Genomic DNA, 23,501 nt, shown 5'->3' on the forward strand with positions numbered 1-23,501 from the left:
GACCTTATTTTGCCCTTAACTGCCAATAGGCTTGTGGAGATACTACTGTGATCAAAACTTTTGCTGATCTTGATCTAGACCATAACCTTCTTACTGCTATCAAAGAGATGGGATTTGATCGTCCAACTCAAGTGCAAGCGGAAGCCATTCCTCAAGCTTTAGACGGTAAAGATATTCTTGCTTCAGCGCCTACTGGTACGGGAAAAACGGCAGCATTTGCCATTCCTGCTCTGCAGTATTTGCAAGATTTTCCGCGTAAGAAAGCGGGTCCAGCACGCGTGCTGATCCTAACGCCTACCCGTGAGCTGGCGATGCAAGTTGCTGATCAAACCCGCGCTTTAGCCAAGAATACCAAGTTAAATGTATTTACGATTACGGGCGGTGTTCAATACGAAGAGCACGCTGATATTCTTAAGACAACCCAAGACATCGTGGTAGCAACGCCAGGCCGTCTCATGGAATACATTGAAGCAGAACGTTTTGATTGCCGAGCGATCGAGTGGCTAATTCTGGATGAAGCCGACCGCATGCTCGACATGGGCTTTGGCCCAACCGTAGATCGCCTATCTGCAGAATGTCGCTGGCGCAAGCAAACCCTACTTTTCTCTGCAACGCTTGAAGGCCGAGGTGTTGAAGGCTTCACCGCGGATCTATTAAAAGAGCCAGCCGAGATTGATGCAGAACCATCGCGTCGCGAGCGTAAGAAGATCACTCAGTGGTATCACCGTGCCGATGATATGGAACATAAGCTTGCACTGCTCAAACACATCATCACAGAGCAAGCAAAGCGCTCAATTGTGTTCTTAAAAACCCGTGAACGTCTTGGAGATCTGCGTGCCGAGTTAGAGAAAGCGCAAATCCCATGTGCTTGGATCCAAGGTGAAATGCCACAAGATCGCCGTAACAACGCGATCGAGCGTTTCCGCGATGGCACAGTAAACGTGCTATTGGCAACCGACGTCGCCGCTCGTGGTATCGACTTACCTGACGTTTCTCATGTCATCAACTACGACATGCCACGCACCGCAGATGTATACCTGCACCGAATCGGCCGTACGGCTCGCGCAGGCAAAAAAGGTAACGCTTTGTCATTAGTAGAAGCACACGATCAGCCAATGCTGGATCGCGTAGCACGCTACATTAAAGAAGACATTAAAGAGCGGTTTGTTAAAGAGATGCGCCCAAAACACAAAAAGCCTGTGTTTAAGAAAAAGAACAAGAAGAAAGTAGAGAAGAAAAACGCCAAGAAAAAAGTGGCTAAGAAGAAAAAATAAATTCTTTTGCCAATTCAGATCCAAAAATGCCACTTCATACGAAGTGGCATTTTTATATCCAGCAGATACTCAAAATAGTTGGAGCTCTAGCAAGGCAGCAATCGAATCCGACCCTAGGAGCATAGTCCACTATGTGACTAGGGCGGATGAGTGCAGCTAACGCTGCTAGAGATTCAAATATGAGGAGTATTAGTGTTCGCGAGTCGCTCGGAACTCCACATCAGGAAAACGCTCTGACGCTAGGTTTAAGTTAACCATGGTTGGTGCGATGTAAGACAGGTTATCACCGCCATCTAACGCTAGGTTCGCTTGGTTCTTACGCTTAAACTCTTCCAGCTTCTTCGCATCACTACACTCGACCCAACGCGCTGTTGCAACGTTTACGCTTTCGTAAATCGCTTCTACGTTGTATTCCGCTTTCAAGCGAGCCACTACCACATCAAACTGTAGGACACCGACAGCACCAACGATAAGATCGTTGTTTTGAAGTGGACGGAAAACCTGTACTGCACCCTCTTCTGAAAGCTGAACAAGGCCTTTTAGTAGCTGCTTCTGCTTCAATGGATCTTTTAGTCGAATGCGACGGAACAGTTCCGGTGCAAAGTTTGGAATACCAGAGAATTTCAGCGCTTCACCTTGAGTGAAAGTGTCACCGATTTGAATCGTACCGTGATTATGCAGGCCAATAATGTCACCTGCGTACGCATTTTCAGCACGAGAACGGTCACCCGCCATGAAGGTAACCGCATCTGAAATGCTCACCTTCTTACCCGTACGCACGTGATTCATCTTCATACCTTGCTTGTAGGTGCCCGATACAATACGCATAAAAGCAATACGGTCGCGGTGCTTAGGATCCATATTGGCTTGGATCTTAAAGACGAAACCAGAGAACTCTTCCTCTGTTGCTTCTACATCACGCTCAACCGCTTGACGCGTTTTTGGCGCAGGCGCCCACTTAGTCAGACCATCAAGCATATGGTCAACACCAAAGTTACCCAGTGCCGTACCGAAATAAACTGGTGTTAACTCGCCTGCTAGGAACAGCTCTAAATCAAACTCTGGACAAGCGCCCATGACAAGCTCTAGCTCTTCACGTACACTTTCAGCAAGATCTGCACCGACTTTCTCATCAAGCTCTGGGTTATCTAAGCCCTTGATGATACGTACTTCTTGAATCTCATGACCGTGGCCAGACTCATACAAAATCGTCTCATCTCGGTGAATGTGATAAACACCCTTGAACTCTTTACCACAACCTATCGGCCAAGAGATTGGCGCACACGCCATGCCAAGCTCGCTTTCGACTTCGTCTAGTACTTCCATTGGGTCGCGAACATCACGGTCCAATTTGTTCATGAAAGTCACGATTGGCGTGTCACGCAAACGCGTTACTTCCATCAGCTTACGAGTACGATCCTCGACACCTTTCGCAGCGTCGATCACCATTAGACATGAATCTACCGCAGTTAGTGTGCGGTACGTATCTTCCGAGAAATCTTCGTGTCCAGGAGTATCTAGTAGGTTTACTAGGCAGTCGTTGTATGGGAACTGCATTACGGAAGTTGTTACCGAGATACCACGCTCTTTTTCCATTTCCATCCAGTCGGATTTAGCGTGTTGCGCTGAGCCACGACCTTTTACCGTACCCGCCTTTTGAATAGCGTTTCCGAATAAAAGTACTTTTTCAGTAATGGTGGTCTTACCCGCATCCGGGTGAGAAATGATCGCGAATGTTCTACGTTTTGACACTTCGCTCATAAATGGACTATTTGACATGAAATTCGTCTTCTATTGGGCTAGCGTTACAGTCGGCGACAAAAAACTCACACTTCGCTAGCAGTTCGATTCAATTTTGCGCGGTATTCTCGCCTATATCGAAGCGTTCGGCAACTGAACTCAGTATATAGAGTCATAAAATAGACACATTGAAGTGAGAAATTAATAAATCGATCAATTTGAGCTATAACTAAAGAAGGAAAAAGTAACGAAGTTGACTATGCCAACAACCAATCGAATTAACTCTTTAGCCTTTCGCCAAGCGAAAACCGTATTCCTTGTATCTGTGATACTGGGTATCTGTTTTAGTTTCTATCATATCGTGGTCGACTTAACTCAAGAGCAAGAACGCATCGAGGAGCACTACAAATTTAAGCTCCTGCAAAACTACGCCAATGCCAGTCAGGCGGCGTATCACCTAAATCATCTTTTGGCAGAACAAGTCGCTTCCAGTCTGATGATGGATACAGCTATCTACAAAGTAAAAATCATTGATGACTTTGGGGATGTCCTTACCATGCAAGAGCGTAGCATTTCCCTTGATGAATCATTCGCTCAATCTCTTGCCCACTACTTAACTCCAGAATCGCCGATTTACCAGACGCCTTTGCATCAGCCCAACTCGGAAGTTGTGGTGGGTACAATGAGCTTTTACGTCAATGCCACTAGCATTGCCGAAACCTTCATCGCGAAAACCAGCAAAATTCTCTTTTTTGACTTGATCCGAAACATCTTACTCACGTCTATCTTGCTGTTCTTTTTCTACCACAAGTTATCAAAACCTCTGGTTACCTTGATTGAATGGGTTCGCTCACTGCAAGACAATCAGAAATCTCTACCAATACCAAAACTCAATCAACAAGACGAACTTGGCCATCTTGCATCTACGTTCCAATCACTTTGGAAAGACAGAGAAGAAGCCGAGGCTAAGCTCAATCAATTAGCTTATTACGACACGTTAACTGGCCTTGCCAATCGAAGCCTGCTACTTCAATCGCTTTCTGAAGCCATTGACCATGCGAGTAAACACTCGCAATCGGGCGCACTCTTCTATATCGATTTGGACCGATTTAAGACCATCAATGATTCATTAGGCCACACCATTGGTGACAATCTCATTAAAGCCATTGCTAAGCGCATCGATTCTTGGCAAAAAGAGGAGTACATCGTATCTCGAATCGGTGGCGACGAGTTTGCCGTCTTGCTAGCAAACCTGAAACCTGAAGACGCCAATGACGTAGCCCAGCAACTGCTTGCGCTGATTTCAAACCCCTACTCAATTGACGACCACCAGCTCTACTGTACGGCCAGTGTCGGTATCGCCATATTCCCGTCAGTCGGCAGCACCAATATTGATGTATTAAGACAAGCCGACACCGCGCTGTATCGCGCCAAAGTGGCTGGTCGCAATAAATACATGTTCTATGAGCCAGAGATGCAAGCTCAGGTGGAATCTGTACTGGAAATTGAAAAAGGCCTTCACGAAGCACTCAACAACAATCACCTTGAGCTTTACTATCAACCTCAGGTTAACTCAGACAATCAAATCATTGGGGTTGAGGCTCTGATTCGCTGGAATCACCCAGAAAAAGGCATTCTTCCTCCCGGGATCTTTATGCCTGTCGCCGAAGAAACGGGGCAAATTCTCCAAATCGGTAATTGGATTATTGAGCAAGCCTTCTACCAATACTCTAATTGGCTAAAAGATGGTTGCTTACCAGAAACGTTTCGTCGCTTAGCTATCAACATCAGTCCGCTGCAGTTTTCGCAAGATTCATTCGTTGATCACATCACTCAATCGCTCCAACAGGCTGGGATTACCGGTGACAACATTGAACTGGAAATCACCGAAAGCCTTCTTCTAGAGAATGTCGAAGGGGCGATCCAAAAAATGGCTCAGTTAAAGACGCATAATCTACAAATTTCCATCGATGATTTTGGCACAGGCTACTCTTCACTTCGCTACTTAAAACATTTGGCGATTGATGTGTTGAAAATAGACCGCTCTTTTGTCACCCAACTACACATGGATGAGAGTGACCAAGCTTTGGTTGATACCATCATCATGACGGCAAATAGATTGAACTTAGAAGTGATTGCTGAAGGTGTTGAGGATTGCAATGAACTCGCTGCGCTGAAGGAACTGGGGTGTAAACAATTCCAAGGATACTTATTCGATAAGCCGCTTCCGGAACAGGATTTGCGCCTACGATTTGCGGAGCCCGAATACGTTATCGAAAATAAAGCTCCTATCAAAATCGCCAACAAATAAAATCGTTGGCGATATCTTTACTCTGTTTTTAAAAGAACAGATAACTCATGATGATGGCATCTTCTTTGCCCGTTTCAGTTGGGTAATAATAGCGTCGCCTATCCACTTCATTAAAACCCGCCAGCTCATAAAGTGCATACGCGCCGACATTGCTCTCGCGCACTTCTAACCAAGCACTCTCCGCTTTAGCCTCTTCACAAACCTTTAAGAAGCCTTCGAGCAAGGCTTTACCGAAACCTTTTCGTTGATGATCTGGGTCTACCGCGATGTTTAACAGGGTGACTTCCCCAACAATGTTCTGAGCATAAAAGTAGCCCACCACGGCATCATTCTCTAATAAAGCGTAGTGACACGCACCGCGACTCGACAAATTGAGTAATAATGATTCTGCCCAAGGGTGACTATGTGCTCGTTGTTCTATTGAGATCACTTCATCAAGCAGGGCGTGGGTTAATGGGGTCAGTTGTATACTCATCATCTATTATTCAATTCGTTTGTTTAAATGCACAAATCACTTGTACGAGCAGATTTGCTGCCAGAGCTTACGCTTTTCATCGTTGTTACCATCCACCTTAGTCAAGATTGGCGACGTTAAGGTTTTGGCGTTCTTGATTTCAAGAGGGTCACAACCTGCGAACCACACCCACTCTAGTTGATGATGCATATCGGGTTCTAAGTCTTGCGCCGAAACATGCAGAGCGTCTTGTAAAGTCAAATCGATACTCTTTAATACACGTTCAAACATCACCGCTATCTCTCCCTGCGGACAGGCAGAAGAGACCAATAGCAAACGACAGGAACTGTCCAGTTCAGAAGCTTGATGTTGATAGCCCTGCAATCGCTCTGGATGAGCCAATTTCCATTGCTCAATGCCCATCTCTTGCAAATAGAGTGCGCTTAATTGAGGTGAGTTTGTAACCTTCATGGATTGATGTGACATTGCGATTTACCTGTAAATAGGCTGAGTATCGTAACAAACTTCATGCTCCCTCGCATTCAAAAAGCACGGTTACCCATATACCATCGAGAAGTGTAGGTATAAAAAAGCGAGTGGGAGGATATCCTCTCACTCGCTTTATACATATCTAAGTTAGAGTGGCTGCTAAATGAGTAGCGCTTTATAGCTCACTAAACTCAGAGCTGTACTCGATAAGGCCAAAACGCCCTTCGAATTGTCCGTCAACCAGTTCAACCATTTGGAATGCTCCCTCGGGTACTTCCCAAGGGCAACGGAATTGATAGTCGCTCGCTGGCTTAAAACCAAAGCGTCCGTAATAACTAGGATCGCCTAATACAGCACAAGCTGGATAGCCAAAATCCGCTAATGACGAGAACGCTTCTTTAACAAGCTCAGCGGCAATACCCTGATTGCGATGCCCTTCGGCTACAGCCAGTGGTGCCAGTCCTTGCCAGTTAAGATCTTCACCATCGAGCGTTACTGGACTAAACATCACATGCCCAATGACTTCGCCTTCGTCACTGCACGCCACTAACGACAGCGTCAATCGGCTGTTTTCTCGAAGTCGCATCACCAGATTGGCTTCAGCCTCTGTTTCGAAGGTCGATTTTAATAGTCGATCAATCGCTAAAATGTCAGCCGGAGCTTCAGTTCGAATAAGCATTACTTACCTCTATTTCTTCCTGCTGAGACTGTACGCCTTTTTGCACGAAGTCGGCAAGCTGATTAAGTAATATTTGCAATGGCTTGGGCAAAAGTTCGAGATCAACACTGTCCATTAGGTTTTTGACTTCCAAACCAAGCTCGGTGTCACCTTCAATCGACAATCGGCGCTGGAAGAACAAAGTGTCAGGATCTTCTTTACGACCAGCGATCAACACAAGGTCATTGAGATTCCCACTAAAGCTGACATCCTCTGCGATAGGCTTATCGGCAACCACCAGCTTTTCATCTTCGTAGCTGATGAGCCAACTTAACGCTAGGTCTTTCACCTCGACTTTTAGCCACTTCCCTTCTAAGAACTCAAAATCACCATCTTCCAATGCTTCTTTGAAGACCGATTTGAGCGCTTCGAGCAAGGCTTTTTTTTGTACAGCCTGAGGCAATAAGTGGATTGGAGATCGCAAAATTGATGCTGCATTGAGGACTAATTGAGTGCGAATCTTGTTAATCACGCGCGTTATCCGTTACTTTGTCATTAAGAATTGTTCATCATAATGGATGTGATCACAACGATTCCTGTTATGCATCAAAAAACTACGACTTCTGCACAAACCTTTAATCTCTTAGAGAACGCGGTTATAGTTATTGTATCGTCCTTTTTCACATCCTATGTGAACAGCTAAATTCAATGGAGAGTTGGTAGTCACGAATGGCACTACAGCTGCAAGATTGCTTCACAAAAATTACGGCTAACAGCCCGTTCTTTTTTGCTATTTTGGATGATCAGCACAAGTACAGTATGGTCAATGAGCGTTACTGCGACATTGCCGGACTGAGCGTTCAAGAACTGGTTGGCATGAGTGATTCGCAAGTGCTTGGCGAGCACTTCTACAACCACCTAAAACCCTACTACGAACGCGCCTTTAAAGGTGAATCTCTAGAAGCTGAAATTACGCTTAATGAGATCGATCTCGAGACGAGTCTTCACTTTAGCCTCTCTCCTATTGAATCTGGTAACAAGATTCAGCAAATCGTCTTTCACGCTATTGATACATCAGAGAAGCAGATTCTTATTCGCTCATTAGAAGAGTCAGAAGGTAAGTTTTCGACTCTGACCTCGCTCTTACCTGATGGTTTAATGCTAGTGGAAGAAGATTGCATTATCTCTGCAAACCCTTCTGCGGCTCGTCTGCTTGGTTTTAACTCTCCATCAGAGTTACTTGGCGAAGACTTAACTCGCTTATTCGTTGATGAACAGAGTAAAACGGTGTTTAAGACGCCACTCGGCGCTTTAATTGCAGATGAACCCATGACCTGCTTAACCGGCCCTCGCTGCGGTTTTGAACGTAAGGTACAGCTCAGCGCTGATGTCGCTATGGTATTAGGCAGTGAATCTCAGATTGTGCTGATTCAAGATGCCGAATCTGCTAGCAAAACGTTATCAACGAAATCCCACGAAGATGCTCATATTGATCAGTTAACAGGTCACTATAATCGCTGTGGCTTCACCAAGCGTTTAGAGCAATTCATTCACAATGAAACACCATTGCTGATGCTGTATCTGGATATCGATAACTTTAAGAACATCAACGACTCTTTAGGCCATCACATCGGTGATAAAGTCATTAAAGAGGTATCGTCACGTCTTAAGCGTCTTTTGCCGCAAGATGCGGTTTTAGGGCATTTAGGAGGGGATGAATTTGGTCTAATCGTACCGAAACCAGACAACCTTCGAATGGCAGAGATGCTTGCCGAACGTATCATCTCACTAATTAATCAGCCGTTCGACCTTCACCACTTCAGCAAGCGCCTCGCCTGCTCGATTGGTAGTGTAGTTTATCCAGGCGATGGTAACGATGCGCGTATATTGCTGCAAAATGCCGATACGGCTATGTATGAAGCCAAAGATCGCGGCCGTAACCGATTGATTAAATTCAACGATCAAATGAACAAAGAAGCGCGCATGCGCCTTTGGTTGGAGATCGAGCTACAAAAAGCACTGCAGCAAAACGGCTTGGAGGTTTGGTATCAACCTAAGGTGAACGCTCGCGATTTCAGCATTAACGGTGCAGAGGCTCTGATTCGTTGGAAGCACCCTGTTGAAGGTTACATTAGCCCAGCGGCTTTCATTCCCGTTGCAGAAAAAGCCGGCTTGATTGAGCATCTTGGCCGCGTGGTTATGCGTGAAGTCTTTGCCACGGTTAAACGTTGGAAGCTGCAAGGTATCTTGCCTGGACGCGTCGCCATTAACCTTTCTCCAGAACAGTTCGGTAACCCGAAGCTTATCGACTATATGGAGAAACTGCTGCGCACGACCGACTTAGACCCGAGCTGTATTACCTTTGAGCTAACAGAGAGCGCGGTGATGAGCGATAGCGAGCACACACTGCAGATGCTCAATGCGATTAAGAAACTCGGCTTTGCTTTGTCGATTGACGACTTTGGTACGGGCTACTCTTCGCTCTCTTACCTTGCTCGCTTCCCAATTGATGAACTTAAAATAGACCGTGCGTTTATCAGCGATATCGATACGTTACCTAAGCAAGTGACGGTTATCGAAAACATCATTAACCTTGGTAAGTCTCTTAACCTGACCGTGGTTGCGGAAGGTGTGGAAACGCAGCAGCAAGCGACCTTGCTCTCTAACCTAAACTGTAACTCAATCCAAGCTTCCACTTCTATCGCCCTCAACCAAAGCAAGAGGTCGAAGAGCTTTTTGCGCAAAATCGCCGTCACAAAAGCTAGTCCTATCCCCAAGTAACGGCTAACCCCAAAAGGTTAAATCCAAGCTTAACTCACCCAAACCTGCCTTACATCAAATTAGCCGTTCACAATTCTTCATAAAATGCCCGTCACTTTCGGTTTTATATTGGTACAGAGCAATGGAACTCTTATGCCCAGCAGGTAACTTACCTGCTCTAAAAACAGCGATTGATTGCGGTGCGGATGCTGTCTACATCGGCTTCAAAGACGATACCAATGCACGCCATTTTGCTGGCCTAAACTTTACTGGAAAAAAGCTCGATAAAGCGGTCCAGTATGTTCATAACCACGGAAAGAAAATTCACGTTGCTCTGAACACATTTGCTCATCCTGATGGTTTTCAGCGTTGGACAGATGCGGTCGACAATGCCGCTGCTCTAGGGGTTGATGCGCTTATCGTTGCTGACATCGCCGTGCTCGAGTACGCAGCAAGAAAATACCCAGAAATGGAGCTGCACTTATCAGTGCAAGCCTCTGCCACCAACGTTGCAGCCATTGATTTCTACAAGAAGAACTTCAATGTAAAGCGCGTGGTACTACCTCGCGTACTTTCGATTCACCAAGTGAAACAGCTTTCTCGCAACATCACCAGTGATGTTGAGTTGGAAGTATTTGCCTTTGGCAGCCTATGTATTATGGCAGAAGGCCGTTGTTACCTTTCCTCCTACATGACGGGCGAATCTCCAAACACAGTCGGTGCTTGTTCTCCTGCGAAATACGTTCGCTGGCAAGAAACAGAAAATGGTTTAGAGTCTCGCCTTAACGATATTCTAATCGATCGCTATAGTGCAGGCGAAAACGCGGGCTACCCAACTCTGTGTAAAGGTCGTTTCGAGGCCGAGATTGAAGGTGAACACAAACGCTATCACGCACTGGAAGAGCCAACGAGCTTGAACACTCTGTCTATGCTGCCTGAACTTTTCGCCGCCAGTGTTGCTTCTGTGAAAATCGAAGGTCGCCAACGCAGCCCTGCTTATGTCGAGCAAGTTACTCGTACTTGGCGTGCGGCCATTGATCGCTACCTTGCCAATCCTGAAGGCTACCATGTAGAGCCAGCTTGGAATGCGGCACTGGCCAATGTATCTGAAGGCACCCAAACCACCCTTGGTGCGTACCATCGTAAATGGCAGTAAAGCTTCAGTTGTGGAGAACAGCATGGAAAACAATATGAAATATGCACTTGGCCCGCTTCTGTACTTCTGGCCAAAACAAGATGTAGAAAGCTTCTACCAACAAGCAAAAGATAGCTCAGCCGACATTATCTATTTGGGTGAGGCAGTTTGCTCTAAGCGTAGAGAGATGAAGCCTGCTCACTGGTTTGAAATTGCAAAAGATCTCAGCGCTAGCGGCAAACAAGTGGTGCTTTCCACTATGGCATTATTGGAAGCGCCGAGTGAAGTCAATGTCATGAAGAAGTACATTGATAACGGCGATTTCGCGATTGAAGCTAACGATGTTTCTGCTATTCAGCTTGCGGCTGAAAATAAAGTCCCTTTTGTGGTTGGCCCTGCGGTAAACACCTACAACGCTCACACCTTAAATCTGTTTTTAAAGCAAGGTATGACTCGCTGGTGTATGCCGGTTGAGCTGTCTCGAGACTGGCTCACTAACGTAGCTGAACAATGTGAAGATTTGGGTATTCGCAATCAATTTGAAGTGGAAGTGTTCAGTCACGGTTATCTTCCTCTTGCTTACTCTGCACGCTGTTTTACGGCTCGCGCAGAGAACAAAGCCAAAGATGACTGCGAAACCTGCTGCATCAAATACCCAACGGGTTTACAGGTTCATAGCCAAGAAGGCCAAGCGGTGTTTAACCTCAATGGTATTCAAACTCAGTCTGGCTACTGCTACAACTTGATCAATGATTTACCTAGCATGCAAGGTCTAGTGGATGTGGTTCGACTCAGCCCACTTGGTGTCGATACTTTCAGTCAAATTGAGCAGTTCCGAGCCAATGAGCAAGGCGGAAATCCTATCATTATTGAAGATAGACAATGTAATGGCTACTGGCATCAGTTAGCGGGATTAGAAGTGAAAAACATCTAAGCGTCATCAAGCAGAAAATAAACCAAGCAAACAACCAAACTAAAAAAGCCAAGCACTCGATACTATCGTGCTTGGCTTTTTACTATCTACTGCTTGTGTTAATGGTATATGTTCACAACATTGCAGCGTTAGGCGGTTACCACTTCCCGACGCTCTTGCTCAAGTTTACTTAAGTCGCGCCAAAGTAGTAGGGCGACCACCAAACTCAAAGCAACATTAGAGATTGGGAAAGCTAACCATATGCCATTTACGCCCCAAATTTTCGGCAGTAAGTACAGGAATGGCAATTGGACAGCCATGTTGCCAATCGTGACAAACATCGCTCGGCTACCGCGATTAACCGCTTGATAGTAAGCAGCGGCGACCACTAAGAAACCGTCTAGGAACAAAGCAAACATGTGAAGGCGAATACCCAAGATAGCTCCGTCCATCAATGCTTGGTCTGTATCGTTAAACACTGAAACAAACTGCTGCGGGAATAGGTTAAGTACAACCACAAAGACCACACCTACTAACACAGAACTAAACATGGCAACTCGCAGTAACTTACGAATGTTTTCGTAGTGCTTGGCGCCATGGTTGAAGCTCACCAAGGGCTGCATACCATTAGCAATACCTTCAGCCGTGAGATAATAAACCGTGACGATATAGCCCAAGATCGCATACGCACCAATCAACACCGCACTGCCATACTCAGCAAACAAGGCGTTGTGCAGTGCAACCATAACGGAGCCGTAGGCGTACATGAAAAAGCTCGAAGCACCAATCATCAAGATCTGTGGTACATAGCTGATTCGAGCGGTAATCGATCTTAGGCTCAATTTTAATTTGGCTCGAGAGCTAAAGAAGTACGCGATACCTAAAACGGTCACCACCATCTGAGCAATCGCCGTTGCTAATGCAGCGCCTGTTAACTCCCATTGCAACGACACGATAAACACATAATCCAACCCGATATTGATAACCGCACCAATGATCATCAGTATGGTCGCTAAGTTCGGACTGTCGTCATTTCTCAATAAGAACGGTACAGCGATTGATCCCAGCATAAAGATCGAAGCAAAGATCAAGATTTGCAAGTACTGCATACCAAGCTCAAATACTTTCCCTTCAGCCCCTTGCCACAATAAGAAATCGTCAGCAAAGAAATAGAGGATAGTCGCCACCACTGGCGCAAGAGCGATCAGCAGTAACAAACCCGTTGTAAGTATGCCTTTAGCGGATTGCTGGTCTCCCTCACCTTGCTTAATTGATGCTAATGCTCCAGTACCAACGCCCACCAGCATACCAATACCCAATATGGTACCGATGACTGGCCAAGCGACATTAATACCCGCTAAACCTTCAGCTCCAACAAATCGCCCAATAAAAATGCCATCCACCACTTGATACAAGCCGTTGACCAGCATGGCAGCAACAGTAGGAATGGTATAACGCCAAAATTGGCGGTAAATCGATACGTTCATTATTCACACTCTCCAATTAGTTAGCCAAGCTAACTAATTGCATAAATTTATTTTAAAGCTTTGTTTAATAAATGATTAAGCAACTCTGCTTCGTTGCTATCTAACTGTGCGGTCAACTCACTGGCCATCTGCTGATACACTTCGATTTCTTTAATCAATAGTTTGTTCGCATGCTCAGTTAGCTGTACTCGCTTAGATCGGGCATCTTCAAGACATACCTTACGCTCTACAAGATTCTTGCGCTCCAAGCGTTGTACCATGCGAGTTGCCGAAGCTTAGTGACCAACATTTTGTCAGCCAAATCCGTCAACCTAATTGGCTCATCCGCCATTTGAATTTCTTTTAGATAGTCATACTCGTTGAAGCTAAGTGTCGAAATTGGATCTTCTAAACTGTGTGTTCTCCAAATGCGCGATGCATAGCGTTCAACTTTTTCTAAGTTTGTTATTAGATCCACACTAACCCCACTTCTAAATTTCGGACTCTCTGGTTATTATTTTAGTTAGCCAAGCTAACTAAATTCCAATTAGTCTAACCACATACTTTCCAACAAGCAATATTTTTTATCATGCCGTCTCTTTCAGTAAGCACTATCTTTCATCAAGCAATAAAAAACCGCAGTATCAAACTGCGGTTTATAGCTTTAAATCTGTAGCCCTTTACTCAGAAGGCAACGCTTGCTCTTTTTCTAGCTTAGCTTGAGCAAGATGTTCAGCCTTCACTTGCTGATAAATTCGGCTCAACTCTAAGAAAGAGTATCTGTGTTCAACGTATTCAAACACATTAAATGACACGGCAAGTTTATACAGAGATACAGCACTGGCAAAATCACCTTCTTGCTGATAACGCTTAGCAAGGTAAAAATAGGCTTCAGTCAGGCGCTCTGCTAACAAGGTGTTCTCGCGAGTTGCTGCTAAGATTGCTTTAAACGCTTGTTCTTCTGAGACTTCATTTAACGTAATCGCTACCAGAACCCATCCCCAATCTTCATCACGCTGATTGTAGCTTGCGATGAGTTCTTCACGCGCTGCTTCTGGTTCTACTTCAGACTTGATGATGTATAACCACAACGCTCGGAATGGGTCGCTCGGATCTTCTTGATAGTGCTTAGTAATGTCTTCCAGAGCCAGCTCAATGCGGTCACCGTAATACAGTGCAATCGCTCGATTTCGCGCTGCGTAGGAGTTAGCAGGATCAAGCTCTAATGTTGAGTCGAAGGCTTCATAAGCGGCGTCAAACTCACCAACTTGCGTGTAGTAGACACCTAGAAGATTGAAGATATCAGGTTGCGCCGGATTCAAGCTCAACGACTGATTGAAATCGAGCCTCGCTAAGTCACGTAAGCCCACGCTGTCGTAGTAGTTACCACGCTCAAATAGCATTTTAGCACGAACGTCATCACTAAGATCAGGTCGAGCAAGCAGTTGACTCAAACGTGCAATTTGCACTTCTTGCTGAACACTGGCTTGAAGAGGGATCGCCATTGGTGGGTAGATCCAATGTTCTTGCTCATCGGCTGTTGTTGCACAGCCCGCCGCCATTAAAATCGTTAAGCCTAACGTTGCAGCTCGAAACCATTTCACAAATACATACTCCTGTATTCCAACTAAGCTCTGCTGAGGGTGAGGTCAATAAAAAAGGGAGCTAAGTGCTCCCTTTATAACATGCTTTATGCATAAGGGGAATCTTACCCCCTTTAACATAGCAGTATTTGCTCGCTTATTCTGCGTCAGCAGCTGGTGCTGCATCTTCAGCTGGCTTTTCTACCGCTTCTTTCATGCTTAGACGTACACGGCCTTGACGGTCAATTTCAAGAACCTTAACAGGTACTTCTTGACCTTCAGTTAGGTAGTCAGACACTTTTTCTACACGCTTGTCTGCGATTTGAGAAATGTGTACTAGACCATCTTTACCAGGAAGGATTGTCACGAATGCACCGAAGTCTGCTAGACGCGCAACTTTACCTTGGTAAATACGGCCAACTTCAACTTCTGCAGTGATCTCTTCAATACGACGAATCGCTTCTTTAGCAGCAGCGCCTTCAGCAGAAGCAATCTTAATTGTACCGTCGTCTTCGATTTCGATCGTTGTGCCCGTCTCTTCAGTTAGAGCACGGATAACTGCACCACCTTTACCGATAACGTCTTTGATCTTCTCAGCGCTGATCTTCATTGTGTGAATACGCGGAGCGAACTCAGAGATATCTTCACGAGCACCAGAGATAGCTTCATCCATTACAGAAAGGATGTGCTTACGTGCACCTTGCGCTTGGTTAAGAGCAATTTGCATGATCTCTTTAGTGATACCTTCGATCTTGATGTCCATTTGAAGTGCAGTGATACCAGTGTTAGTACCTGCTACTTTAAAGTCCATGTCGCCTAGGTGGTCTTCGTCACCAAGGATGTCAGAAAGAACCACGAAATCGTCACCTTCTTTAACAAGACCCATTGCGATACCTGCAACAGAAGACTTGATTGGAACACCCGCATCCATAAGCGCTAGAGATGTACCACATACAGAAGCCATTGAAGAAGAACCGTTAGATTCAGTGATTTCTGATACTACACGTACTGTGTATGGGAACTCGTCTACAGATGGCATTACTGCAGCAATACCACGCTTAGCAAGTTTACCGTGGCCGATTTCACGACGCTTAGGAGAGCCTACAAAACCAGTTTCGCCAACACAGTATGGAGGGAAGTTGTAGTGTAGTAGGAAGTGATCTTTACGCTCACCTGTTAGCTCGTCGATGATTTGAGCATCGCGCTGCGTACCTAGAGTCGCAGTTACTAGAGCCTGAGTTTCACCACGAGTGAATAGTGAAGAACCGTGAGTACGTGGAAGAACGCCAGTACGTACATCTAGAGCGCGAACCATGTCTTTCTCACGACCATCAATACGTGGGTTACCCGCGATAATGCTGCGACGTACTACTGTCTTCTCTAGATCGTGGAAGATAGTGTGGATTTCTTTCGTGTTTGCTTCTGGATCTTCAGCAAGAAGAACTTCGTTTACTTCACCAGCAATCTCGTGGATGCGGTCGTAACGAGCCATCTTCTCAGTGATTTGGTAAGCTTCTACTAGCTTAGCCTCTGCCAGTTCAGCAATCTTGTTTACAAGCGTTGTGTTCTCTTCTGGAGCAACCCAATCCCAAGCAGGAGTAGCAACTTCAGCTTTGAATTCGTTGATCGCATTGATCACAACTTGCTGTTGATCGTGACCGTAAACAACTGCAGATAACATCTCTTCTTCAGTTAGGTTGTCAGCTTCTGACTCAACCATTAGAACTGCGCCTTCAGTACCAGCAACCACTAGGTCTAGCTTAGACATTTCGAGCTCAGTGTTGCTTGGGTTAAGCACTAGTTGACCATCTACGTGACCAACACGCGCTGCACCGATAGGACCGTTGAACGGGATACCAGAGATAGCAAGAGCTGCAGACGTACCAATCATTGTTGGGATGTCTGGTTGAACGTCTGGGTTCACAGATACTACAGTTGCGATAACTTGTACTTCGTTTTTGAATGCATCTGGGAATAGAGGACGGATTGGACGGTCGATTAGACGAGCCGTTAGCGTTTCGCCTTCAGAAGGACGACCTTCACGCTTGAAGAAACCACCAGGGATTTTACCCGCTGCGTAAGTACGCTCTTGGTAGTTTACTGTTAGTGGGAAGAAGTCTTGACCTTCTACCGCTTCTTTTTTACCTACTACAGAAACGAATACGGCTGTATCGTCCATAGTCACCATTACTGCTGCCGTCGCTTGACGTGCGATAACGCCAGTTTCTAGAGTAACCGTGTGGTTACCGTACTGGAACGTTTTAACAACTGGTTTTTCAAACATTGTTATTCCTTTATCTAAGATAATTCTTAGTGAGTATATTGGGACTCAAGGCATTACAAGTTAAACAGACTAGAGTTTAGTTTCTAGAGCCCTACTGGTATGGCTTATTTGCCACGAGGGCAGGACGCTAGAAACTAAATTCTATGACTGCATAAATTTGTGATTTGTAATGCAATGAGCAAATCTGCCATCTCAGGATGAGATTAGCGCCCGTAGTATAACGGTATAAATGGATTTTGGCTAAGCATACCAATTAAAATAAGTAACGGGCAACAAAAAAGGGGCTAGAAGCCCCTTTTAAACAAACTGTTCTATGCAGACGCTGATTAGCGACGTAGACCTAGACGTTTGATTAGCTCTTGGTAGCGACCTAGATCTTTACCTTTTAGGTAGTCTAGTAGCTTACGACGGCTAGAAACCATACGTAGAAGACCACGACGGCTGTGGTGATCGCCTTTGTGAGCTTTGAAGTGACCTTGTAGGTGATTGATAGAAGCAGTCAGTAGAGCTACTTGTACTTCTGGTGAACCAGTGTCGCCTTCAGAGCGCGCGTATTCTGCAACGATTGCTGCTTTAGTTTCTGCATTCAGAGACATAATTCTCTCCTAATAAAGAGTAGGTTAATATTTGTGCCAGCCAATCTCTGATTCAGCCGACACGAGGAGCGCGAATTATAGGGGATGTACAAGTGTTAAGCAACCGCTATTTCCTGCCCTTGTCACTCACCTTTCTCACACAGCCCAACCCAACAACCCAATAGGTCAATGCGAAACCCCAGATATTTGGCGCACTCTGTGAACCATCCATTGACTAATGCCAACCAAATAGCCGTTCTTGCTTTATCTCTTTCCTTTTTAGCGCAGCGATTTCTGTTACAATCAGCCCCATTATTTGAAAAATAAATCAAAGAGATTAACTATGAAAATCGGCATCATCGGCGCAATGGAGCAAGAAGTCTCTATTCTAAAAGCTGCGCTTGAAAACTGCACACAAGAAGTCAAAGCAGGCTGTACATTTTTTTCAGGCCAACTGAATGGCGTTGATGTGGTTCTACTTCAGTCGGGCATCGGTAAAGTTGCCGCTGCAGTGGGCACAAGTTTACTACTAAGTGAGCATCAACCTGACGTTGTGATTAACACAGGTTCTGCTGGCGGTTTCGACTCAACCTTAAACCTAGGTGATGTGGTTATTTCAACAGAGGTTCGCCATCACGATGCTGATGTGACGGCATTCGGGTATGAAATGGGCCAAATGGCTGGCCAACCTGCGGCATTCATCGCCGATGAGAAACTGATGGATGTGGCTGAGAAAGCGCTTGCTCAAATGGACGACAAACATGCGGTTCGCGGCCTAATCTGTACAGGTGATGCGTTCGTTTGTACGGCGGAGCGCCAAGCGTTTATTCGCCAACACTTCCCTTCGGTTATCGCAGTAGAGATGGAAGCGTCTGCTATTGCTCAAACTTGTCAGCAGTTCAAAGTGCCTTTCGTTGTTGTTCGCGCAATTTCAGATGTCGCAGACAAAGAGTCACCAATGAGCTTTGAAGAGTTTTTGCCACTTGCGGCACAGAGTTCTTCTGAAATGGTTATTAAAATGGTTGAACTACTTAAATAACCATCGAGCATCATGGACGATCTGTTTAACCAGCTCTATTCAAACGGCGCTCTCCTCGTAATGTGGGGAGCGCTGCTGTTTCATCTCATTATTCCGTTCCCAAGAGACGCGCATCCGGCCATTTTATGGCACAAGTTTGCCGAGCTACTCTCATCAAAAGTTAACATCAACAGCAGCTACAATCAGAGCCTAATCTCAGGTACGCTCGCTTGGCTACTCATGTGTATCCCTGCTTACTTGGTACTTTGGGCACTTCAACCTTTGGTATGGCAGCCTCAGTTATTTGAACTGGCCTTGTTGCTAATTGCATTAGATTGGAAGAACAATGAGAAGTTAGCGGGTGATCTTATTCATGCTCTCGCTAAAGAAGACAAACTAAAAGCACGTAGGTTACTTGATCCACTTTTGAATCGAGACACTGAACGGCTATCGCCTCTTGGTTTGGGTAAAGCTGGGGCTGAAACCTTAATCATGGGCTATGGACGCAACGTTATTTGCGTCTTGTTTTGGTATGGCATCGGAGGCGGAATTGCCGCTCTCATGTATCGATTAACAGCCGAACTGGCTCGCGCCTGGTCTCCATCCAGACAAAGTTACTCACCTTTTGGTTTACCGGTGACTCGAGCTGTCGCGGTATTAGATTACATCCCATTAAAGCTTTTTGCTCTCATCATAGCGTTAGGCCATCGTACTCAAGCAGTCTTTTCCCTGTTTAAGACTCAAGGTGCAACTTGGCCTCTTCCCGGGCCAAGCTGGTTATTAATCGCGGTAGGCGGAAAGCTTGAGCTATCACTGGGCGGTCCGGCAATCTATGAAAAGCGCAAAGCCGTACGCGCTAAAATTGGTGGACGCATTGCCCCATCAGCTATCCACTTAGCACAAATTCACAGACTAATGGCTTGGCGCATTTGCGTATGGCTTCTTCTTCAAAGCTGCATTCTTGCAGTTGTTCATCAAGGTATTTAGATGTTCCGTTTCCTTGCTCTTTGTATCGTTTTTTGTTCCTTTTCTACTTTTGCTAAATCCGTTGAACGAGTAGTTTCACTCGCCCCACATGCCACTGAAATTACCTTTGCCGCTGGGTTAGGCGAGCAATTGGTTGGCGTCAGCTCTCACAGTGATTATCCAGAAGAGGCAAAAAACATTGAGTTGGTCGCCGACTACCAGAGCATTAATCTAGAACGTATCATTACTCTTCAACCAGATTTGATCATCGCTTGGCCAGGCGGTAACCCTGCGAAAGAGTTAGAAAAACTCGAACAGTTTGGTTTTGAAATTTTCTACTCAAAAGTGAGCGAACTTGACGATATCGCCAAAAATATTCTAACTCTCAGTAAACTCAGCCCAGATCCATCGATTGGCCAAAACAACGCCAAGATGTTTCGCGACACGCTATCTGAGCTAAACGAAAAGTACCAAACCCATGTACCTATCAGTTACTTCTATCAATTAAGTGAAAGCCCAATTATCACGGTTGCGAAAGGCAATTGGCCAAGCGAAGTATTTGAGTTTTGCGGTGGAAGAAATGTGTTTGAAGATAGTCTAACGCCCTACCCTCAAGTAGGTATCGAACAAGTGCTCATCGCCCAGCCGGACGTCATTTTTAGTTCAGAACACGCCATGCGTGATGGCAGCATGTGGCTGAATTGGAAAGATCAACTGCCTGCCGTACAAAACGGGCATATGTGGTCACTGACTTCTGACTGGTTGAACCGACCAACAATACGAACATTAAAAGCCGTGGAGCAAGTTTGCCAACACTTTGAAACAGTCCGTCAAAAGCGCTAACGTTTTTTGGTGGTTTGCCGTACAATTCGAAGCCTGTTTCTGTTCCACAACTTTAATAAAGAGTACTTAGTATCATGGATTCCATGCTGCTTTATATTATCGACTTGTTCGGTACTGCAATCTTTGCCATCTCTGGTGTTCTGCTCGCAGGCCGCTTAAAGATGGATCCTTTTGGTGTTGCTGTATTAGGCAGTGTGACTGCTATAGGTGGCGGTACCATTCGAGATATGGCACTTGGCGCCACTCCCGTATTTTGGATCACCGACACTACATACCTTTGGGTGATCTTTATCACCTGCCTACTCACTATGATTGTGGTACGTCGACCTAAGCGCATTGCTTGGTGGATCCTGCCAGTATGTGACGCAATTGGTTTGGCAGTTTTCGTTGGAATCGGTGTCGAAAAAGCCCTACTGTTCCAAGATTCTGCCATGGTGGCAGTCATCATGGGTGTGATCACTGGCTGTGGTGGCGGTATTATTCGCGATGTGCTTGCTCGAGAAGTGCCAATGGTACTGAGAAGTGAAGTGTATGCGACCGCCTGTATTCTAGGTGGTGTGGTACACACAAGCGCACTATCACTGGGATATGATAACTCAACCGCCTTCTTGGCATGTGTATTCTCGACGCTGGTTATTAGATTAGCCGCGATTCGCTGGCACTTGTCATTGCCTACTTTTGCGCTTAATCGACCTTGATCAGATATCAACTCACCATTACGTCCAATAAAACCATTACGCACAAAAAAAGGCCACTTCGCAGTGGCCTTTTGAATTTTTGATACTGGGTCGCCCTATGGCTGAACGCGGCGTAGTACCACTTTCAACGCTTCGAAGTCATTCGCTAGATCTTCAGACAGAAGCTCCATCGCCGCATGTTTAGCAAGCGGGCCAGGCAGGTCGATGTCTGATTCTAGGATCTCATCAACGACTTCTTTGAACTTCGCTGGATGCGCAGTACACAGGAACAGACCAGTTTCACCTTCTTGCAGCTGATCTTCTAGTACACGGTAAGCAATCGCACCATGTGGCTCACATAGGTAGCCTAAGCTGTTTAGGTCGCGAACTGACTCAGCACTTTGCTCGTCGCTCACTGCACCTTTACCCAGTGTATCTAAGCCCCAGCCTTTCAGCTGGCATAGTTCTTCGATACGTGGCCAGTTATTTGGTTGACTTACGTCCATCGCGTTTGAAGTCGTCGCAACAGTTGGTTTCGGATCCCACTTGCCTGTTTCAAGGTAGCGTGGCACCGTATCGTTAGCGTTGGTTGCTGCGATAAAGCGTTTAATTGGAAGGCCCATTGCCTTAGCTAGCAAACCCGCAGTCAAGTTACCGAAGTTACCACTTGGTACGGACACAACTAGGTTCTCGCGTTGTGCTTTCGTTAGCTGAGAGGCTGCTTCAAAGTAGTAACAGATTTGCGCCATTAAACGGCTGATGTTGATTGAGTTCGCCGAGTTTAAGCCAATCTCTTCACGCAGTGCTGCGTCATCAAACGCTTGCTTAACGAGTGCCTGACAAGCATCAAAGTCACCGTCGATTGCGACTGTGTGGATGTTCTTACCTAGCGTACAGAATAGCTTCTCTTGCAGCGGGCTGATTTTACCTTTCGGGTATAGGATAACTACGTTGATATCTTCCATACCGTAGAAAGCGTGGGCAACCGCAGCACCTGTGTCACCAGAGGTCGCTGTAAGAATAGTGATCTTACCGCCGTTTGATACCGCAGCAAGCGATTGAGCCATGAAGCGGCCACCAAAGTCTTTAAACGCCAGTGTTGGGCCGTGGAACAGCTCTAGTGCGTAAACGCCATCCTTAACTTGCTTGATTGGAGCTGGGAACTGGAACGCAGCATCAACCATTGAGTTCACTTTCTCTTCTGCCAACTCTTCTCCGATCAGTGCAGAAAGAATTTTAGTGCTGCGACTAACGAAATCTTGCTCTAGCAGCGCGTCGATATCATCGAATTTCGGTAACTGCTCTGGGAAAAATAGACCTTGATTGCGCCCTAAACCTTGGCGAACGGCTTGGCCAAAGGAGACTTGCTCATCATTTTCTTTGATGTTGTAAAGCTTCATAGTGAACTTCCTGTAACGATCGAACCTTGTTTATCTAGGCGACAAACATGGACGAATCCTTCTTCATTTTGTACATAATTTTGTTCTAGCCAACGAGCAACGCGCTCGGCGACTTCTTTATCATTGCAGATAGTAAATAACGTTGGGCCACTACCCGAAATACCTGTCGCTAGTGCGCCAGCAGACAATGCGTATTTGCGAGCTTCTGCAAAACCAGGGAGCAGTTTCTCACGATATGGTTCAGCGATCACGTCTTTGATCATTTTTGCGGCTAATTCAGGCTGCCCCGAGTGACATGCGTGAATGAAGCCAGCCAGATGACGACCGTGTGCAATGATGTCTTGACGGCGATATTGAGACGGCAAAATCTCACGCGCTTCTGCTGTTGAAACCTTGATGCCAGGGTAAGCCATTACCCAGTACCATTCATCAAAACATGGCACTTCTTGGCTAATAATACCCAGCTCTTCAAGCATAAGCTGAACACCGCCTAAATAACACGGCGCCACATTATCGTAATGAATCCCGCCCGAGATCTTACCTTCCATCTCACCCATTAGCGCAAGAAGTTCAGTTTCATTCAGCGGCTGTCCGTGGAAGCGGTTCAACGCATCAAGGGCTGCGACAATAGAGCAAGCACTTGAACCCAGACCTGAACCAATTGGCATGTTCTTTTCTAGAGTCATTTCAAGAGGCAGAAGCTCTACCCCTTTTTTGTCTAGCTCACGAGCAAACACCACCCAGCAATCATAAACAATGTTCTCTTTCGGTTCGGTAGGCAACTTTGAAACAAAGTCACCTGCCGTTTTCAAGCTGAATGCTTCCGAGTCCGCTTTGACCATGACTCGGTCGCCTAGTAGCGTTCCATCCACTGGAGATACCGCAGCGCCAAGTACATCAAAGCCAACGCTAACGTTACCGATAGAAGCAGGAGCGTAAACAACAACGTCCATTC

Annotated in this window: 19 protein-coding genes and 2 pseudogenes; 9 read left to right on the forward strand and 12 right to left on the reverse strand. The window is 45.9% G+C overall.

Going from position 1 to position 23,501, the window contains the following annotated elements:
• Positions 1 to 47: 47 nt before the first annotated feature.
• Complete coding sequence (gene srmB, locus UA76_RS20785; protein ID WP_047049772.1) at positions 48 to 1,274, forward strand: ATP-dependent RNA helicase SrmB; 1,227 nt, start codon at positions 48 to 50, stop codon at positions 1,272 to 1,274.
• A 189-nt stretch (positions 1,275 to 1,463) separates the two neighbouring features.
• On the opposite strand, the gene prfC is transcribed toward srmB, so the two are convergent.
• Entirely contained in the window at positions 1,464 to 3,053 is a 1,590-nt protein-coding gene (prfC, locus tag UA76_RS20790; protein ID WP_047049773.1) for a peptide chain release factor 3, read from the reverse strand.
• Between the two features lie 220 nt (positions 3,054 to 3,273).
• Between prfC and UA76_RS20795 the strand changes: the two genes are divergently transcribed.
• A complete protein-coding gene (locus UA76_RS20795) occupies positions 3,274 to 5,325 on the forward strand; it encodes a putative bifunctional diguanylate cyclase/phosphodiesterase (RefSeq protein WP_047049774.1) in 2,052 nt (683 codons plus the stop codon).
• 28 nt (positions 5,326 to 5,353) lie between these two features.
• Here the strand turns inward: UA76_RS20795 and rimI are convergent, their stop codons facing one another.
• The 4 genes from rimI to ubiT all read right to left on the reverse strand — a co-directional run bounded on the left by rimI (position 5,354) and on the right by ubiT (position 7,458).
• On the reverse strand, positions 5,354 to 5,800 hold the full coding sequence (gene rimI, locus UA76_RS20800) for a ribosomal protein S18-alanine N-acetyltransferase (RefSeq protein WP_047049846.1): 447 nt from the start codon (positions 5,798 to 5,800) through the stop codon (positions 5,354 to 5,356).
• Between the two features lie 36 nt (positions 5,801 to 5,836).
• Positions 5,837 to 6,265, reverse strand: a complete 429-nt coding sequence (locus UA76_RS20805; protein ID WP_238322373.1) for a DNA polymerase III subunit psi — start codon at positions 6,263 to 6,265, stop codon at positions 5,837 to 5,839.
• Positions 6,266 to 6,443: 178 nt separating this feature from the next.
• Positions 6,444 to 6,947 (reverse strand): GNAT family N-acetyltransferase, encoded by a 504-nt coding sequence (locus tag UA76_RS20810; protein ID WP_047049775.1) that lies wholly within the window; start codon positions 6,945 to 6,947, stop codon positions 6,444 to 6,446.
• Entirely contained in the window at positions 6,931 to 7,458 is a 528-nt protein-coding gene (gene ubiT, locus UA76_RS20815) for a ubiquinone anaerobic biosynthesis accessory factor UbiT (protein ID WP_047049776.1), read from the reverse strand. Before ubiT ends, UA76_RS20810 begins: the two co-directional genes overlap by 17 nt.
• 197 nt (positions 7,459 to 7,655) lie before the next feature.
• Between ubiT and UA76_RS20820 the strand changes: the two are divergent.
• The 3 genes and pseudogenes from UA76_RS20820 to UA76_RS20830 all read left to right on the forward strand — a co-directional run bounded on the left by UA76_RS20820 (position 7,656) and on the right by UA76_RS20830 (position 11,755).
• Positions 7,656 to 9,691, forward strand: a pseudogene (locus UA76_RS20820) (EAL domain-containing protein).
• Between the two features lie 137 nt (positions 9,692 to 9,828).
• Complete coding sequence (gene ubiU, locus UA76_RS20825; RefSeq protein WP_047049777.1) at positions 9,829 to 10,842, forward strand: ubiquinone anaerobic biosynthesis protein UbiU; 1,014 nt, start codon at positions 9,829 to 9,831, stop codon at positions 10,840 to 10,842.
• Between the two features lie 34 nt (positions 10,843 to 10,876).
• Complete coding sequence (locus UA76_RS20830) at positions 10,877 to 11,755, forward strand: U32 family peptidase (protein ID WP_047049778.1); 879 nt, start codon at positions 10,877 to 10,879, stop codon at positions 11,753 to 11,755.
• Positions 11,756 to 11,883: 128 nt separating this feature from the next.
• Here the strand turns inward: UA76_RS20830 and UA76_RS20835 are convergent, their stop codons facing one another.
• The 5 genes and pseudogenes from UA76_RS20835 to rpsO all read right to left on the reverse strand — a co-directional run bounded on the left by UA76_RS20835 (position 11,884) and on the right by rpsO (position 17,663).
• Positions 11,884 to 13,221: an MATE family efflux transporter gene (locus UA76_RS20835; RefSeq protein WP_047049779.1), complete on the reverse strand. Its 1,338-nt coding sequence runs from the start codon at positions 13,219 to 13,221 to the stop codon at positions 11,884 to 11,886.
• A gap of 47 nt (positions 13,222 to 13,268) precedes the next feature.
• Positions 13,269 to 13,678: pseudogene (locus tag UA76_RS20840) on the reverse strand (MarR family winged helix-turn-helix transcriptional regulator).
• A gap of 202 nt (positions 13,679 to 13,880) precedes the next feature.
• Positions 13,881 to 14,804, reverse strand: a complete 924-nt coding sequence (gene nlpI / locus UA76_RS20845) for a lipoprotein NlpI (RefSeq protein ID WP_047049780.1) — start codon at positions 14,802 to 14,804, stop codon at positions 13,881 to 13,883.
• A gap of 136 nt (positions 14,805 to 14,940) precedes the next feature.
• A complete protein-coding gene (gene pnp, locus UA76_RS20850; RefSeq protein WP_047049781.1) occupies positions 14,941 to 17,067 on the reverse strand; it encodes a polyribonucleotide nucleotidyltransferase in 2,127 nt (708 codons plus the stop codon).
• 326 nt (positions 17,068 to 17,393) lie between these two features.
• Positions 17,394 to 17,663 (reverse strand): 30S ribosomal protein S15, encoded by a 270-nt coding sequence (rpsO, locus tag UA76_RS20855; protein ID WP_032551549.1) that lies wholly within the window; start codon positions 17,661 to 17,663, stop codon positions 17,394 to 17,396.
• A 322-nt stretch (positions 17,664 to 17,985) separates the two neighbouring features.
• Between rpsO and mtnN the strand changes: the two genes are divergently transcribed.
• The 4 genes from mtnN (at position 17,986) to UA76_RS20875 (ending at position 21,167) form a co-directional block, all read left to right on the forward strand.
• Complete coding sequence (gene mtnN / locus UA76_RS20860) at positions 17,986 to 18,681, forward strand: 5'-methylthioadenosine/S-adenosylhomocysteine nucleosidase (protein WP_047049782.1); 696 nt, start codon at positions 17,986 to 17,988, stop codon at positions 18,679 to 18,681.
• Positions 18,682 to 18,693: 12 nt separating this feature from the next.
• Positions 18,694 to 19,647: a cobalamin biosynthesis family protein gene (locus tag UA76_RS20865; protein ID WP_047049783.1), complete on the forward strand. Its 954-nt coding sequence runs from the start codon at positions 18,694 to 18,696 to the stop codon at positions 19,645 to 19,647.
• Positions 19,648 to 20,469 carry a vitamin B12 ABC transporter substrate-binding protein BtuF gene (btuF, locus tag UA76_RS20870; RefSeq protein WP_047049784.1) on the forward strand — a complete coding sequence of 274 codons (822 nt, stop codon included), beginning with the start codon at positions 19,648 to 19,650 and terminating at the stop codon, positions 20,467 to 20,469.
• 74 nt (positions 20,470 to 20,543) lie between these two features.
• Positions 20,544 to 21,167 (forward strand): TRIC cation channel family protein, encoded by a 624-nt coding sequence (locus UA76_RS20875; protein WP_047049785.1) that lies wholly within the window; start codon positions 20,544 to 20,546, stop codon positions 21,165 to 21,167.
• 95 nt (positions 21,168 to 21,262) lie between these two features.
• On the opposite strand, the gene thrC is transcribed toward UA76_RS20875, so the two are convergent.
• Both thrC and thrB read right to left on the reverse strand, forming a co-directional pair.
• The gene (gene thrC / locus UA76_RS20880) at positions 21,263 to 22,546 is read right to left on the reverse strand and encodes a threonine synthase (protein ID WP_047049786.1); all 1,284 of its coding nucleotides are present in this window, start codon (positions 22,544 to 22,546) and stop codon (positions 21,263 to 21,265) included.
• Entirely contained in the window at positions 22,543 to 23,499 is a 957-nt protein-coding gene (gene thrB, locus UA76_RS20885; RefSeq protein ID WP_047049848.1) for a homoserine kinase, read from the reverse strand. Before thrB ends, thrC begins: the two co-directional genes overlap by 4 nt.
• Positions 23,500 to 23,501 lie beyond the last annotated feature (2 nt).

The sequence above is a fragment of the Vibrio mexicanus genome (genome assembly GCF_001012815.1).
Lineage (GTDB): Bacteria > Pseudomonadota > Gammaproteobacteria > Enterobacterales > Vibrionaceae > Vibrio > Vibrio mexicanus.